Raw genomic sequence first — 15,960 nt, 5'->3', positions numbered from 1 at the left:
TGAACGTTTACCCAAAATTTTTTCAAATTTTCTTGGTTTTCGGTAAGACTACAGACGGCCTTACCGTATCCAAATCAGAGCCTCGCAAGATCACGAGTGAGCCGATTTGCCGAATAACCCCGACTTTTAGGTTCTATTTGCATAGGGCAAGATGAAGTATCCCCATGACAAACAGCCGAGCGCAGATTTTCAAGTCCAGTATCTCGCGCGTCCCCTGAAACCGGGCGCGACACAACCTTCAGGCGGCGACGGTCGAACCTTGAACAGGCAGAACCGGCCGCACGAAATTCAGCGCATGCTCGAACGACGTCTGGCGGCTCAGTTCATAATCGCGAATCGCATCGACCACGACCCAACGCAGGCCTTCCGGACGGATGATGTAGGCCGGGTCGGCGCTTTCGCGGACCCACACCAGAACCATCTCGGAGCCAACGGCGCCTGTGTCGCCATCTGACACAAAAATATCGGCGTCACACAGTCCCATACAAAGGCCTGCGTTCAGCCACCGCGACAGATACTCGCGGTGACGAGGCAGAACCGCCTGACGGAACGGCACTACATTGCAGAATGAAGAGGGCAACGTCTCAGATAGCATCGGCTGTGGCATCCCCGTTGTCCTGTGGCGGCGAACTGGAGGAACGTTATGGCGGAGAGGCGCTCACGCCAAACTGAATCTTCACAATTTCGCCCTAGAAAGAGGCAGGCCGGAGCAAATGTGACAAAAAAGCAACTATCTATTCCGGTTTATCTCTAATTTTGCTCACGAAACGATCTTATGCACATCAAATATGATGTTTTTTTATGCAGACACTTCGGTGTTGTGAATCTTTTCCGAGCACACACTCAAGGGAAGAGCAAAATATCGCCCTCAATTAGGGTTTGCTCGATTCCGCAGGCCATCGGCGATGCAGCCATAACCAGCTTTCCGGGCAGGCTCTGATCCAGGCCTCCAGCCTGTCATTGACCGCCTGCGTCAATGACAGGATGTCCGCTTGCCTGTCGCCGCTATCGGGCAGCGGCAACGGTGGTTCAACCACAATGCGCAGGCGGGCCGGGCCGAGTCGGCGAACATAACCGGGAATAACCGGGCTGCGGTACCGCAACGCCATCGCCGCCAAAGCTGGCGCCGTCATCGCCGGGCGATCGAAGAACCGCGCCTCCACGCCATCATTCATCTTCTGGTCGACCAGCATCCCGAGACGCCCGCCGCGCGCCACGTAGGCAAGCGCCTCCCGAGCGCCCCGTGCGCCCTTTGCGAATAGCGGCTTGGGCTCTCCCATCGCCTCATTACGCAAATCCCGAATCATCCTGTCGACCAAGGGATTTGCCGCCGCTCGGTAGAACGAGGCGAAGCCGAGGCCGTACGCCGAAACACCCGGAGGGAGCATCTCCCAATTGCTGATATGTCCTGACACGAATAGCACCGAACCGCCCCGCTGCGCCTGCTCGATCAGATGCTCGGCGCCCTCGACCTCGAAACCAGGTCCCGAGGAGGTGTTCTCGCGCAGGCTGGCGATGTGCGGGAACTCTCCCGCTGTCCTGCCAAGATTTTCCCACACGCCCAGCACGATGCGTCTTCGCGCCGCTTCGTCCAGTTCCGGCATCGCTAGCCGGAGATTGGCGTACGCCACACGCGAAACCGGCAAAAACGGTCCCACAAAACGGCACAGGCGTCCGGCGAAATTCGACGCGCGCACCGGACCGAGACGCCGCAACAACACCAGAGCGATCCGCGCGAGCGCCGCCTCCGCCCGCATCCCCACGCCGACACGCACCAAGTCGCTCTTTTCTCGATCCGCCTTCACCGTGCGGTTACCTCGCGCTCAAGCCAACGGTCGAGCAGAGACTCAGGCGCATCAGGGTCTGCCCACGCCAGTTCCACGCCCACTACCGTCACATGCCTCCGGAAATAAGCCGGCAACCGCACCGCGTCCTTGGGGGTCGTCACCAGCGTCGCGTCCAACCTCAGAGCAATCCGGGCCAATCGCGCGAGGTCCTGGCGCCGATATGCGTAATGGTCAGGAAACGACACGGCGCGAAGCGGGACCACGCCACGCTCCCGCAACGCCCGAAAAAATTTGGACGGACGCGCCAGTCCAGCGAACGCGACAACCGGACGCCCTCGCAGCAGATCGACGGATGGTTCCATGACCGGCCAGGCACGCAGCACAGGCATTCCCCGTGGCGACCGTTTTTCGACCCAGGCTCTCACGCCGACCCGGTCTTCGCCCGTTACGACCACAACATCGGCCGCTGCCAGCCCAGCTTCCGGATTCTCCCGTAGCGGCCCAGCCGGAATGACGCGACCATTGCCAAGACCGCTCGCTCCATCGATCACCAGAAGCGCCAAATCCTTGTGCAGCCCCGGATTCTGAAATCCGTCGTCCATCACAAGACACGTCGCCCCGGCCGCGATCGCCGCCCGCGCTGAACGAACCCTGTCAGCGCCGACCCAGCACGGCGCGATCCGGGCCAACAACAGCGCCTCATCCCCAACATCCGCAGCGTTATGGATATCGGGATCGACCAGCAAAGACTCCTCGGGAACGCCACGACCGAAAATATTCGCTCCCGTATCGCGTGCTCTTGGCTTACGCCCGTATCCGCGCGTCAGAAAATGCACGGCTACGCCCCGCTCTCTCAGCCGCGCGCCGAGGTCGAGCACGAGCGTGGTCTTACCCGCGCCACCAGCAGTCAGGTTGCCACAGCACAACACTGGCACAGACACGCGCTCGCCGACCCGAGCGCGCCGTCTGGCCGCAACCGCCTCCACCAGCACCGACGCTGGTTTCAGCAACCGCGCCCCCACGCCCGGCGCCGCACTCCAGAAAGCGGGCGCGCGCAACCGTGGCGGCCACCGGATCACGCACCCACCTGCATGGGTGTTTCTTCCGCCATCGTCTCGTAAATACGTCGCGCGAGGCGCTCGGGGAGCGCCTTATCGAAATCCGCCGCCTGTCGTGCAGCGTCCCCAGCTGTCCAGGCGTGTCCGGCATCAGCCAGCAGAGGCCCCAACCAGAGCGAAAGTGCGTCGACGGAATCGACTACCGTGATCGCTTCCCCCAACCGGGCGTAAGTCGCGGCGAAATTCCCGATGGCGGGCCCTGTGGCGATGGCGCAACCCAACCGGGCAGGCTCCAACGGATTATGACCTCCGCCCTTGCGCGCGGGACCATGCCGCCCTCGCCCTTCTGGCGTCTCGAACAGACTGTTGCCCATGAAAACGACGCGGGAAAGACGAAACAATACGCCAAGTTCGCCAAGTGTGTCCGCGACCCAGACCGGGTCCGACGCGTCCGGCCATTGCCCCTGTGACCGTCTCGGGGCCAAGCCAAGATCATGCCTGATCGGCGGCGGCAGCACGCGGGCGGCGAGCGCCGCTACTGCCGCGCCCCTCTCCGGATGACGCGGCGCGATAATGGTCAAAAGATCCGGGTATCTGTCGCGCAGCGCGGCGGCGGCGGCGAAAATGGCCGCTTCCTCGCCTTCGTGCGTCGACGCCGCGAGCCATACCGGGCGCTCTCCGACGATCAGCCGCAGCCGTTCCAGCAACGCGGCGTCGAACCCCAGAGGCTCGGCGGCGAACTTCAAATCTCCGGCCATGACGACGCCTGGCGCACCGAGCACACGGAACCGCGCCGCGTCCTCCTCAGCACGCGCTGCGATCCACCGCATGGGCGAGAGCGTCCACGCCGCCAGATCGGGGGCGCGGCGCCAGCCAGCCAGCGCGCGCGCCGACATGCGTCCGTTCACCACCATGACCGGCACCGCAAGTCGGCGGCAGCATTCGACCATATTGGGCCAAAGCTCGCTTTCGGTCAGCACGAGGGCCTGCGGCCGCCAGCGTTTAAGGAACCGGTTCACCCAGCGCGGCACGTCCAGTGGAACAAACTGATGAACCACCCGACCTGTCGCGATTTCATCCGGCAACGCCGCCGCAAGCGTCTTGAACCCTGTGACGGTCCCGGTAGTGATAAGAACATTCGGCGCGTCGCTCGCCTCGCCCCAGACGCAGGCAAGCAACGCACGAATCACGGGCAGCACGGAGACGGTTTCCCCGACACTGGCTGCGTGGATCCAGACCAGTGAACCCGGAGGCCTCGCCACACCGTCCCCCAATCCGATTCGTTCCCGCAACCGGGCGGGCAATTCCTTGCCACGCGCGACGCGACGCCTCAGCATAACGATCAGCCCCGGCGCGATCAGAGAGGCGATCGCCGCCCAGACACAGCCTAACGCCCGCCCGACGGTGGCCGTTCGTGCATCCTGCTGACCGGAAATCCCGGGCGGGCGCATAGGCGCAAGGCGTTCATCGTAATCCGCGTCGGGAAGGCGACGTCCGGATTCCGCCATCGCCTTGTTCAATCCGGCTGTCAGTTGCGCGCGCATCTCGTCGCGCCGCCCTCGCGCCACCACCAGCGGCGGACCACATACCAGCCTGCCTCGCCCAAATGGCCGGGGAACGATCATCCTGTCCCACGACCCGGCCCGAACACCCGAACAGGCAACCCCAACGGGAATGATCGGAGCGCCCGTCAGCTCTGCCAACGCGAGCGCGCCTGCCTGCACCTCTCGCCGTGGGCCTTTTGGGCCATCCGGCATGATGGCGACGACGTCGCCCTGCTCGAGCGACGCCCGCAACCGCCTTAGCGCAACCGCGCCCCCTTTGTTCTTCCCTTTACGATCAGACGATCCGTGTAATGCTGGAATCCGCCACGGAGCGACCACGCCTGCGATCATCCGACCGTCACGATTACGGCTGATCAATACTCGCAGTCTCAACAGGGGATTGCGGGGCTCGGTCCACCACCAGAGCGTCGGCGCCAGCATCAGCGCCTCATGCCAGAACGCCACAAGAACGCCAGAGCCTGCCGGATCAAGCAGAAGAGAACGTGAAGCCGCATCCATCTCGACTTTCCAGCGCGTCGTCGTCAGCGCCAACGCCAGACCACGACGCACACAGGCCTGTACGATCCTGCGTAACAATTCCGAACCGACGTCGCGCGAGAAGGGCTCAGGCACAGTCGTCACGACCGTGCTGCGCCATCATCCACGACCTGCCGAAATTGGAGCGCTGTCAGTAAATCTATAAAACATGAATGGGCGTTAACATGCCCGACGCAGTTCACAAAGCATCATATGCGTGGCGCCGTGATTACCCGACGCCACGCACGGAGCAATCAGAACGGCGCGTCGATGTCGACCACGTCGATCAGCTTCGCGTTGACGAACTCCTTGATGCCGAGCCCGATCAGTTCGCGACCATAGCCGGAACGCAAAACGCCGCCGAATGGCAGGTCAGCCTTCACCATGGTCGGGTGATTGATAAACACCATTCCAGTCTCGATCTGTTTCGCGACTTCTTCGCCGCGCTCCTCGTCCTGCGTGAACACCGATCCGCCGAGACCATACGGAGAGTCGTTGGCGATACGGATCGCGTCTGCCTCGTCCTTGGCGCGGAACAGCATGGACACAGGGCCGAAGAACTCCCACAGGCGGGCCGGGTTGTCGCCCTCAAGGCCGGTCAGAATGACCGGACGAAAGAACGCGCCCGTGTTCGGCACGGCAAGAGGAATTTCCTCAGCCTTTGCGCCGTGTTCGATCGCCTCGGCCAACTGCCGCTTCAGGTCCTCGACGGCGCCCTGAGACGAAAGCGGCGCGAGCGTGGTCGCGGGATCCATCGGATCGCCCATCTTCAGCGACGCGACGCCGTCGCGATAACGCTTGACGAACTCGTCATACACCTTGTCGACCACGATCATCCGCTTCGCGGAGACGCAAACCTGCCCGGCGTTCCAGTGACGACCGAACACGGCCCATTTCACGGTCTTTTCGAGGTCGGCGTCCTCAAGCACGATAAACGCGTCGGAACCACCCAGTTCCATCGTCGTCTTCTTCAGTGCAGCGCCCGCCTGCGCGGCAACCTTGCCGCCTGCGCCTTCCGAGCCCGTCAGCGCGACGCCACGAACACGATGATCGGCGATGATGGTCGCCAACTGATCGCGGGTCGGGAACAGATTGCGGAAGCCGCCCTTCGGCAGACCGGCTTCAATCATCAGGCGTTCCATCGCCGCCGCCGACTGCGGCACGTTCGACGCGTGCTTGAGCAGAGTTGTATTACCGGCCGAAAGCTGCGGCGCGATGATGCGGGCCACCTGATAGAAGGGGAAATTCCACGGCTCGATCGCCAGAATAATGCCAAGCGGCTGATGGATGATCTTCGCGCGGCCTTCTTCCTTGCTCTGCACAGGAAGCCCTTCGGATTCCAGCAGTCGCTCGGCGTTGATCGCATAGTATTCGAAGATCGCGGCGGTGAGTTCTGTCTCTGCGCGAGCTTCCGAAATCAGCTTGCCCATTTCAAGGGTCAGAATCCGAGAATATTCCTCGATGTCACGACGCAGAATGCTAGCGGCCGCATGCATCACACGGGCGCGTTCCTTGAAAGACGTTTTGCGCCAGGACAGGAAGGTCTCATGCGCCTCATCCAGCGCGATCTTCACTTCCTCGTCCGTCGCGTTCGGAAAAACCTTGATTTCCTCGCCGGTGAACGGATTGACCGTCGCGTAGGCCATAGCCGATGCCCCTTTTATACTGCCTGAAAACTCGAAATAGGGCCCGCAGCACAGCGGGGTCGCGCAGCGACCAAAGCCCCAGATCATTGGGAGAAGCAAAATGTCACTGCGTGCCAGAGATGACAACAGGGCTTGCGCTGGAGGCGCGCAATCAGCGCGCCGGCAAGGCGATCTGTGCACGCTCAGAGCGCGCCAGAATACATCTTATCTTGAAGTGAAATTCCCGGACGCAGACCGTAAGGTCACTCGTCCAGATCGCGCTTGACCTCTGGTCGACGTAGCAGCGCGTCGACTTCCATCGCGTAATCCAGCGCCGTGTCCGGCTGGAAGTGAATCTCCGGCGCCATCCGCAAACGAAGCGTGTGCGAAAGCTGCGTACGAAGATAGGGCGCGACCCGCTTGAGCGCGGGCAACACCGCCTCCACGTCCGTGCGGCCAAGCCGCGCGACGAAGGCGGTCGCGTGCTTCAGATCCGGAGAAATACGAACTTCGGTCACGGTGATCATGACCCCTTCCAGTTCCGGATCACGGAAGGTCGTACGCGCAAAAAGTTCGGCCAGAACGCGGCGCACCTCTTCGGAAACCCTCAACTGTCGCTGAGAGGGCCCTGAAGAGGAAAGGCCGGCGAGTCGCCCCGCCGGCCCCTTTCCGTCTGGACGTTTCGGAGAAGACCGGCTCACGCGGGCACCAGCTCCATCTCAAAGCACTCAACGACGTCGCCTTCACGCAGGTCGTTGTAACCGGCGAAGGAGAGACCGCACTCGTAATTACGGGCCACTTCCTTGACGTCGTCCTTGAAGCGCTTGAGCTGGCTGAGTTCGCCTTCGTGGATGACCACGCCGTCGCGTAGCAGACGCACGCCGCAACCACGACGAACGACGCCTTCCGTGACGTAGCAACCTGCGACCTTGCCGACCTTCGTGATGTTGAACACCTGGCGGATTTCCGCGTAACCGATGAACTTCTCACGATGTTTCGGCGCGATCTTGCCCTTGACCAGCTGCTCGATGTCGTCCGCCACCTGATAGATGATCGAGTAGTAACGGATGTCGACGCCGTCGCGCTGCGCCATCTCACGCGCCTGCGACGTCGCGCGGACGTTGAAGGCGATGATCACGCCGTCGGACGCCTTGGCGAGCTGGATGTCGCTTTCGGTGATCTGACCGACAGAGGCGTTCAGGACGCGGACCGCGACCTCCTCGTGCGCCAGCTTCTCGACCGTGGCCTTGAGAGCCTCGGCCGAACCCTGCACGTCCGCCTTGATCAGAACAGCGACCTCTTTCTGGGCGCCGGCCTGAATACGAGCGAGCATCTGATCGAGGGTGCCGCGCGCCGCCGTCTGACCGGCCGCCGCATGTTCCTTGATCTTGCGCTGACGGAACTCGGAAATCTCGCGAGCCCGGTTCTCGTTTTCGACCACGACGAAGGGAGAGCCTGCGTCAGGGACGCCCGCGATGCCGAGGATTTCCACCGGCGTCGACGGCGCGGCGAGATCGATCTGGCGGCTGCGGTCGTCGAGCATCGCACGAACGCGGCCCCATTCGGCCCCGGCCACCACGATGTCGCCCTTGCGCAGCGTGCCTTTCTGAACCAGCACAGTCGCAACAGGGCCGCGTCCGCGATCCAGCCTACCCTCGATCACCACGCCTTCGGCGGCGCGATCAGGGTTGGCTTTCAGGTCGAGAATTTCGGCCTGAAGCAGAATCGCCTCTTCCAGCTTGTCGAGGCCGGTGCGCTTGAGCGCTGAAACCTCGATGTCCTGCACGTCGCCACCCATCGATTCCACGACGATCTCGTGGCTGAGCAGTTCCTGACGGACACGCTCCGGATTGGCGCCCGGCTTGTCGACCTTGTTGATCGCGACGATGATCGGCGCATTCGCCGCCTTGGCGTGTTTGATCGCCTCAGCCGTCTGCGGCATGACGCCGTCATCGGCGGCGACGACCAGCACCACCACGTCCGTAACCGACGCGCCGCGGGCGCGCATGGCCGTGAACGCTTCGTGGCCTGGCGTGTCGATGAACGTGATCTTCGCGCCGGAGGCGAGCGTAACCTGATAGGCGCCAATGTGCTGCGTGATGCCGCCGGCTTCGCCCGAGGCGACGTCGGTGGTGCGTAGCGCGTCGAGCAGCGAGGTCTTGCCGTGGTCGACGTGACCCATGACGGTCACGACCGGCGCGCGCGGCTGCAGATCGCTCTCCGTGTCTTCGACGCCTTCGATGCCGATTTCCACATCGCTGTCGGCGACGCGGCGCACGCGGTGACCGAACTCCTGCACGACCAGCTCGGCCGTGTCGGCGTCGATCGTCTGCGTGACGGTCGCCATGACGCCCATCTTCATCAGCGCCTTGATGACTTCGCCCTGACGGGCCGCCATACGGTTGGCGAGTTCCTGAACCGTGATCGTCTCGGGCAGCACGACGTCGCGAACGACGCGCACCTGATCCGCGCGCAGACGCTCCAGCTCCGCCTGCCGGCGTTCACGCTCGCGCTGACGCCGGACAGACGCCAGCGAACGGGTCTTGTCGTCGTCGCCTTCGATCGCCGCCTGAACATCGATGCGGCCTGAACGACGACCAATGCCACCGTCTTTCTTCGCACCGGCGCCGGCGCTCTTGCGCGGCGGCGGCGCTCCGGCGCCCTTGCGAGGCGCAGGACCGCGACGGTCGTCTTCGCCTTCGCGAGCTGTGCGCAGACGCAAGGTTTCGCCAGCAGGAGTCGACGGCTGAGACGCCGGGGCCCGCGACGGAACCAGAGGCTTGGTCGGCATGATCGCGCGTTCCGCTAGCGGGATCACGCGATCCGTCGGCGGCGCGAGCGTGACCTCGCCAGGAATCGGCACTGCCGAAACAACCGGGCCGCGCTCTTCAGGTGCGGCGGGAGCCGGGGCGGCAGGCTTTGCGGTGGCTGCGGCTTTCGCTTCAGCTTCCTCGCGAGCCTTTTCCGCAGCCTGCTCCTCGGCAGCGCGGCGTTCTTCCTCTTCGCGGCGACGCGCTTCCTCAGCGGCGGAGAGGATCTGGATCTTCTCCTGCTCGATGCGCTGAGCCTCGCGTTCCGCCTGCTCTTCGAGCACGCGCTGACGCACGGCGATCTCGGCGGGCGTCAACGCGCGGTTAAGTCCCGCGCGGCCACCTGCGCCACGTCCGCCGCCGCCCGATCCGGGCTTGCTCGCGCCAGGCTTCGGCGCCCGCGTCTTGCGGACTTCAACCTGCACTACCTTCGAACGACCGTGGCTGAAGCTCTGGCGTACGGAACCGGCGTCGACCGTGTGCCCTACCGTCGAACTGCCCGCCGGCCGAAGGGAAAGACGTCCCTTACCCTGATCCTGATCGTTGCCTTCGTTCATTTACCCGCCTGTTACCCCATCGCCGGACTTGCCCGACGCAAGCGGGGCGGACCGGCTGGCCATCCCCGCGAAACGCTCACTCTCATGTCGCAGTCGCGAAGCCAGAGGCCCCGCCTGCAACGCCGCGTGCACAACACGCTCGCGGCCAAAAACCTGTCCCAGGGCCGAAGCCGCAAGGAACGCCACCACCGGCAGGTCACGTGCGCCGGACATAATCCTGACGCGCTCGTCGACGCTGCCGTCAGACGCCTGCACGATCACTCCAGCGCGCCCCGCCTCGATCCACTCCCGGACCTTTGCGTAGCCGCATACACTCTGTCCGGCCCTGCGGGCCAGCCCCAGAATCTCGGTAAGCCGACGCAGCAATCCGATTTCGATCACTTCGGCCAGATCGGAAGGGACGACAACCTGATCGCGCGCCGCTCTGGCGAAGGCTCCGCGAGTCCGGGCGGTTTCTAGCACATCCCGCCGGGCGCTCAACCACATTCCCCGTCCGGGCAGCCGCGCGCTGAGATCGGGAACCACGACCCGGTCGGGCCCAACGACAAAACGCAGCATCGTTTCCGGCGCGCCACGCTCGCGCGTGACTACACACCGACGCAACGGCCCTTTTTCGTCATCACCGTCATCGTCGCCATTATCGGCGCCAACAACCTGATCCGTTGCGTCGCCCTCACCCGAAGACGAGGACTGCGCAGCGCTTATAGCATGGATGTGACGATTTGTCTCATTGGGGTTCGTGCTCAGAAGAAGCCTCCCCCGACTCGCCCGCAACTTCAGCGCCGTCTTCACCTTCGAACCAGTGCGCACGCGCCATCATGATGATCTCGTTGGCCGTTTCCTCGTCGATCGAGTCGGTTCCGAGGATTTCGATCAGCTCGTCACCCGCCAGATCGGCCAGATCGTCGAGCGTCTTCACGCCCTTTTCACCAAGCGCCACGAGCATCTGATTGGTGAACGCGTTCAGCGCCACGATATCGTCAGACACGCCCAACGCGACGCGCTTGTCGTCCAGTTCCTGCTCTTTCTGCGCCAGATAGGTCTCCGCACGACGGACAAGTTCCTCGACCACCGAGTCGTCGAAGCCTTCAATGCCGATCAGTTCGTCCTGCTCGGCGTAGGCGAGTTCCTCGATCGTGTTGAAACCCTCGGTCACCAGCAGGCCGGCGATGACGTCGTCCACGTCCAGCGCCTCCACGAACAGCGCGGACCGGCGACGGAATTCTTCCTGACGACGCTCCGACTCTTCGGCCTCGGTCAGAATATCGATGTCCCAACGCGTCAACTGGCTCGCCAGACGTACGTTCTGACCGCGACGACCGATAGCGAGGCTGAGCTGCTCGTCGGGCACCACGACCTCAACTCGGCCGGCCTCTTCGTCCATGACGACCTTCGACACTTCGGCAGGAGCCAGCGCGTTGACCACGAAGGTCGCGGCCTGCGGGCTCCAGGGAATGATGTCGATCTTCTCGCCCTGCAGTTCCGCCACGACGGCCTGCACGCGCGAACCCCTCATGCCGACGCACGCGCCGACCGGATCGATGGAGGCGTCTCGGGAAATGACGGCCATCTTGGCGCGTGAACCCGGATCGCGGGCCACAGCCTTGATCTCGATAATGCCGTCATAGATTTCCGGCACTTCCTGCGCGAACAGCTTCGCAAGAAACGCAGGGTGGGTGCGGGAAAGGAAAATCTGCGGGCCGCGCGGCTCGTCACGCACATCGTAGATGTAGGCGCGCACGCGATCGGAGTTGCGGAACGCCTCGCGCGGGATCAACTCGTCGCGACGCAGCAGCGCCTCGGCTGAACCGATCTCGACCATAAGGTTGCCGTACTCGGTGCGCTTGACCGTGCCGTTGACGATCTCGCCCACGCGATCCTTGAATTCGTCATACTGGCGCTTGCGCTCATACTCACGCACGCGCTGCACGATCACCTGCTTGGCGGTCTGGGCTGAAATGCGACCGAAATCGATCGGCGGCAGCGGGTCAACCAGATGCTCGCCCAGCTGGATTTCCGGCTTGAACTTGCGTGCGATGTGCAGCGGGATCTGCGTCTCTTCGTTCTCGACGACCTCAACAGCCTCGGTCCAGCGCGACAGACGAACCTCGCCCGAGCGGCGATCGATCGTCGCTCGGATGTCCTTCTCGTGACCGTATTTGGCGCGGCCGGCTTTCTGGATGGCCTGCTCCATCGCCTCGAGAACCTCGTCGCGATCGATCAGCTTTTCACGCGCGACGGCGTCGGCCACCAGCAGCAGCTCAGGACGGGAAACGGAGGTGTCCATGACTCTTCAGCACTCCACACACAGACCGAACGGCCCAAATTCATACATCCGGAGACGCGCCGTAGTCACGGCCCAACCTCCGGTCGCCCGGGTTTCAGTGCCGACGGGCGCCCGGCTTCTTCTGCCGACTGCGCCCTGTGGGCGCGGCCGCTGAACTCACGTCCTCAGACGTCTCGGCCTCGCCCTCAGGCACGACCCCCGCCTCACGCTGCGCCGCGTCGATGAGCGCATCGGTGAGAATCAGCTTGGCCTTGCGCAGGTCGGCGAAAGGCAGAACCACCTCACTACCGTCGTCCAGCCGCAAGCGACCGCCAGCTTCGTCGCCCCCGAGCACAACACCCGAGAAGCGACGACGACCGTTGACAGGAATATTGACTTCCGCCTTCGCGAGATGCCCGGCGAAGCGCACCCAGTCCTTGACGCGCGTCAACGGACGATCAATGCCCGCCGAGGACACTTCAAGGGTCCAGTTGCCCGGAATCGGGTCCTCGACGTCGAGGACGGCTCCGACCGCATGGCTGATCTGTTCACAGTCATCGACAGTGATTTGCGAGCCGTCAGCACGATCCGCCATAATCTGCACCGTCGGCACGTCACGGCCGAGCACGGCGACGCGCACGATTTCGTATCCGAGATCGACGAGCGTCGGCGCGATAAGAGCCGCGATTCGCGCCTCAAGGCCAGTATGCGTAGAGAGATCTTCGTCCAAAACAAAAAAGGCGGCCAAAACGGCCACCCCCCAAAAAAGCGGAAGATGAAAGGAATTTCGTCAATGTAGGCGATAAGTCCTCCAACCGCAAGAACCATCCGCCGAACGAGCCGCGCCGAGACCTGAAGCGCCGTGAACCGTGGTGGATAAGATTCGCTTCGATACGTCACGTTACGCCCATTTTAGAGGTAAATCCCTTGCGCCTTCCGGGGGCAAGATGTCTCATAAGCGCCATGAATCAGGGCCCCGACCCCCTCCGTGAATTACAACCGCAGACCGAGACGAGTTCGTCCGGGTTGCGCGTGCTCGTCGCGGCGGTCGCAGGCATCACGCTGATCGCTGGCGGCGGCGCGTGGTTAAACCACGCAAGCACGCCCGCCGCGCAGCAGCAGGAAAAAACGGCGCAACCCGCCGGGCGGCAGCTCACCTTCGGCGCGGAATTCGCGCTGATCGCGCCTGAACATGCTGAGCAGGCGCTGCAAAACGCGGGATACTCCGCCAGCGATCAGGCGCGGATCCTTGCGGGAATCAAGCGGCGTGAATATCGGCTGGTCACGATGCCCATCTTCGACGCCAGCGGAGCAGGCGGCGTAGTGTCGGTTCAGTCAGGCGTCATAACGAAAATGGTTACGCTGTCTCAGAATCCTGTCTCCGTCGTCCTCCCGATCCTTATCAGCGGCGAAGTGCAGATCTCCCCGGTATCGGACCCCGGCGTGACGGGCATGCAGCCCGGCGCGCTGACGGTGCTCGGACCGACATTGCTGCCGACCATTCATCGCGACGAGTACCTGACCATGACCGTGGTCGCGCAATGAACGCGGTGTTCCATTGAGCTTTTCACGCTGCATCATCGTTCGGACGTACGAGGCCCTAGCGCCGCGCGACCCGATGATTCTGCGCCGCAAGACCGGGATAATATGATATGAAGGGCCTGCTTCCCGCGCTTAACCGGTTCATGCCGGTTATGATGGTCATCTTTCTGATACTGGCCAGCCTTCAGGCTGCGGCGAGCCTGCATCTTTCGCTCGCCAGCCTCGACCATTTCATGAAATGGTGCGAGCCCGCGTGGCCGGTGCTGGCGGCTGTCGGCGGATTTTTTACCATTGCGGGACTGTTGTTCGAAACGCGCGCCGAGCGAATGGCGCGTCGCGGGCTTCTTCGCAGACGGGGGTGGATGATGGACGTTCTGGCTCGATTGACCAACCGCAACGCTCTTGAAGAAATGATGGCCCGAGAACAGCGGGAAACGACCATCGACGCCGAGGAGCTGGCCGCCAATCTGCGCGCCCGCGTCATCGGGCAGGATCAGGTCTGCGAGGATATGGCGGGTCAGCTCCGCCGCCGCCTCGCCCTGCAGGTGCGCGGCAAGCCTGTCGGAATCTTCCTGCTGGCCGGGCCTCCGGGCACAGGCAAGACATACCTTGCCAAACAGCTCGCCAAACAGCTCGAGCGCCCGCTGTTGCATTTCGACATGACGCAGATGAGCAGCCCGCACGCTGCGACGCAGCTTTTCGGCTCCCCCAAAGGGTATGTGGGTTCCGATACCTACGGCAAGCTGACCGGCGGTCTGAAGGAAAAGCCGGACGCTGTCGTGTTGCTTGACGAAATCGAAAAGGCGCACCCCGACGTCTTCAAGAAATTCCTCACCGCGTGGAATGACGGTCACGTCACTGAGGCGTCGACAGGCGCGCAGGTTTCCACAGTGCGGGCGATCTTCGTCCTGACCTCCAACATCGCAACCGAAGCTCTGACCGAAATCGCCGATCGGTTGGTCGACGATCCGGATCGTATGCGCGCAGAATCGGTCGAGGCGCTGCGTCAGGCCGGGTTCGCGCCGGAAGTGCTGAACCGTCTCGATCGCATCTTCGTCTTCCGGGCCCTCAAAGGCCTCGACATCGCCCGCGTCTCCGCACTCGAAATCGAGACGATGATCGAGAGCTACGGCCTGAAGGTTGAGACCGGCGGCATCGATCCGGCGTTGCTGATTGACGTGATGCGCAGGCAGAGCCGCATGGGCGACGCCGCCTCCGCGCGCGATCTCGTGCGTTCAATCGAAGACATGATCAGCGAATCCCTGATCGTTGCGCGGCAGCAGGGCGCAAAGATGGTGCGCATCGTCAAAGAAGATGAAGGCGTCACTGCGCAAATTGCCGCCGACCCCGTTTCTCCCAATCGCGCCTATCTGACGCCCTGATACGATGGCTCCGATCTGACCTATGTCCGCCGCTTCACGTTTATGGGTTCGCGCGCCTCTGTGGCGAACGGCTCTCTTCGCGACAATCTTCTTTATGATCGTCGCGCTGCTTTACCCGGCTGCCTGGCTGTTGCGCACGGTTCCCCGCCTCCATACCGTCACGCATTATATTGACCATATGCTTGGCCGAGACGCTCCGGCGGCGCCCGCCGCCGATGGCGACGACGCAGGCGGGAGCGGAACAGCGGCGCCGGGTCCGGGCGGAGCTGCTCCTCCCGGCGCACAGTCCGGCGGCGTGCCTGCAACGTCATCCGCGCCACCCATCGACACAGACCTGCACGACATCGTTCCCTTCGCCGGGCGCCAGTTGCCGCTCCCGGCAGGAACATGGCATCCGGTCCTGTCGACGCAGATCGGCGCACATGGCGAGATACTCAGCAACGTGTTCGTGCGCACGGACCGCGGCGTCGTCACCGGCGTGGTCATCGCCAGCGCAAGCACCGCGGCTATACCCAAGGATCAGTCCGGCTCACTGCAACCAACGTGCCACGACGACGCCGCGTATATGAATCGTCTGACCACGCCAGCGCCCGGCGTGACGGATTGCGTGTCCACCGGACCGATGATGCTTGGCCCTAACGTCACGGTTCCCGCGCCGGACCTCAACCTCGCCTTCGAGCGGCTGCGTGTGCTCGGCTTCCCGATGCCTACGGTCATGGTGGTGGCGACGTGGGCGCACATCGTCCGAGGCAAGGACGGCAGCGTCAATCTTCAGGCTGTGGCGACAGCCATCAGCCCGGCTGAACGTGGCGAAACGAAACTGAGCACCATTCTCGCCGACTGGTCCAAACA

At 63.3% G+C, this 15,960-nt stretch carries 13 protein-coding genes; 3 read left to right on the top strand and 10 right to left on the bottom strand.

Annotated elements, in window-relative coordinates; translation table 11 throughout:
- Positions 1–238: 238 nt before the first annotated feature.
- The 10 genes from HK28_RS05850 to rimP all read right to left on the bottom strand — a co-directional run bounded on the left by HK28_RS05850 (position 239) and on the right by rimP (position 12,941).
- Positions 239–607 (bottom strand): hypothetical protein, encoded by a 369-nt coding sequence (locus tag HK28_RS05850; protein ID WP_084440359.1) that lies wholly within the window; start codon positions 605–607, stop codon positions 239–241.
- A 265-nt stretch (positions 608–872) separates the two neighbouring features.
- Complete coding sequence (locus tag HK28_RS05845) at positions 873–1,757, bottom strand: lysophospholipid acyltransferase family protein (RefSeq protein ID WP_086643686.1); 885 nt, start codon at positions 1,755–1,757, stop codon at positions 873–875.
- A gap of 44 nt (positions 1,758–1,801) precedes the next feature.
- A complete protein-coding gene (gene lpxK / locus HK28_RS05840) occupies positions 1,802–2,845 on the bottom strand; it encodes a tetraacyldisaccharide 4'-kinase (RefSeq protein ID WP_086643685.1) in 1,044 nt (347 codons plus the stop codon).
- Positions 2,846–2,862: 17 nt separating this feature from the next.
- Complete coding sequence (locus HK28_RS05835) at positions 2,863–5,031, bottom strand: glycosyltransferase N-terminal domain-containing protein (RefSeq protein ID WP_086643675.1); 2,169 nt, start codon at positions 5,029–5,031, stop codon at positions 2,863–2,865.
- 149 nt (positions 5,032–5,180) lie between these two features.
- A complete protein-coding gene (locus HK28_RS05830; RefSeq protein WP_086643684.1) occupies positions 5,181–6,572 on the bottom strand; it encodes an NAD-dependent succinate-semialdehyde dehydrogenase in 1,392 nt (463 codons plus the stop codon).
- 242 nt (positions 6,573–6,814) lie between these two features.
- Positions 6,815–7,252, bottom strand: coding sequence for a 30S ribosome-binding factor RbfA (gene rbfA, locus HK28_RS05825; protein ID WP_026397030.1), 438 nt, complete (start codon positions 7,250–7,252; stop codon positions 6,815–6,817).
- Positions 7,249–9,918, bottom strand: a complete 2,670-nt coding sequence (infB, locus tag HK28_RS05820; RefSeq protein WP_086643674.1) for a translation initiation factor IF-2 — start codon at positions 9,916–9,918, stop codon at positions 7,249–7,251. Before infB ends, rbfA begins: the two co-directional genes overlap by 4 nt.
- The gene (locus HK28_RS05815) at positions 9,919–10,521 is read right to left on the bottom strand and encodes an RNA-binding protein (protein WP_233140383.1); all 603 of its coding nucleotides are present in this window, start codon (positions 10,519–10,521) and stop codon (positions 9,919–9,921) included.
- Positions 10,522–10,645: 124 nt separating this feature from the next.
- The gene (gene nusA, locus HK28_RS05810; protein ID WP_026397033.1) at positions 10,646–12,205 is read right to left on the bottom strand and encodes a transcription termination factor NusA; all 1,560 of its coding nucleotides are present in this window, start codon (positions 12,203–12,205) and stop codon (positions 10,646–10,648) included.
- A 94-nt stretch (positions 12,206–12,299) separates the two neighbouring features.
- Positions 12,300–12,941 carry a ribosome maturation factor RimP gene (gene rimP / locus HK28_RS05805; RefSeq protein ID WP_086643673.1) on the bottom strand — a complete coding sequence of 214 codons (642 nt, stop codon included), beginning with the start codon at positions 12,939–12,941 and terminating at the stop codon, positions 12,300–12,302.
- Between the two features lie 206 nt (positions 12,942–13,147).
- Here rimP and HK28_RS05800 point away from each other — a divergent pair, with 206 nt between their 5' ends.
- The 3 genes from HK28_RS05800 to HK28_RS05790 all read left to right on the top strand — a co-directional run.
- Positions 13,148–13,729: a hypothetical protein gene (locus HK28_RS05800; RefSeq protein ID WP_086643672.1), complete on the top strand. Its 582-nt coding sequence runs from the start codon at positions 13,148–13,150 to the stop codon at positions 13,727–13,729.
- A gap of 107 nt (positions 13,730–13,836) precedes the next feature.
- A complete protein-coding gene (locus HK28_RS05795; RefSeq protein WP_026397036.1) occupies positions 13,837–15,108 on the top strand; it encodes an AAA family ATPase in 1,272 nt (423 codons plus the stop codon).
- A gap of 22 nt (positions 15,109–15,130) precedes the next feature.
- Positions 15,131–15,960: hypothetical protein (locus HK28_RS05790; protein ID WP_086643671.1), on the top strand; the 830-nt coding region annotated here is incomplete at its 3' end.

The sequence above is a fragment of the Acetobacter sp. DsW_063 genome (genome assembly GCF_002153745.1).
In the GTDB taxonomy this organism is placed as follows: Bacteria; Pseudomonadota; Alphaproteobacteria; order Acetobacterales; family Acetobacteraceae; genus Acetobacter.
This window is presented reverse-complemented; position numbering and strand designations above follow the sequence as displayed.

Bases quoted from the DNA above. Each gene is read 5' to 3' on its own strand.
- HK28_RS05830 (WP_086643684.1), bottom strand. From the start codon at position 6,572: ATGGCCTACGCGACGGTCAATCCGTTCACCGGCGAGGAAATCAAGGTT.
- HK28_RS05800 (WP_086643672.1), top strand. From the start codon at position 13,148: ATGAATCAGGGCCCCGACCCCCTCCGTGAATTACAACCGCAGACCGAG.
- HK28_RS05850 (WP_084440359.1), bottom strand. From the start codon at position 607: ATGCCACAGCCGATGCTATCTGAGACGTTGCCCTCTTCATTCTGCAAT.
- HK28_RS05795 (WP_026397036.1), top strand. From the start codon at position 13,837: ATGAAGGGCCTGCTTCCCGCGCTTAACCGGTTCATGCCGGTTATGATG.
- HK28_RS05845 (WP_086643686.1), bottom strand. From the start codon at position 1,757: ATGCGGGCGGAGGCGGCGCTCGCGCGGATCGCTCTGGTGTTGTTGCGG.
- infB (WP_086643674.1), bottom strand. From the start codon at position 9,918: ATGAACGAAGGCAACGATCAGGATCAGGGTAAGGGACGTCTTTCCCTT.
- nusA (WP_026397033.1), bottom strand. From the start codon at position 12,205: ATGGACACCTCCGTTTCCCGTCCTGAGCTGCTGCTGGTGGCCGACGCC.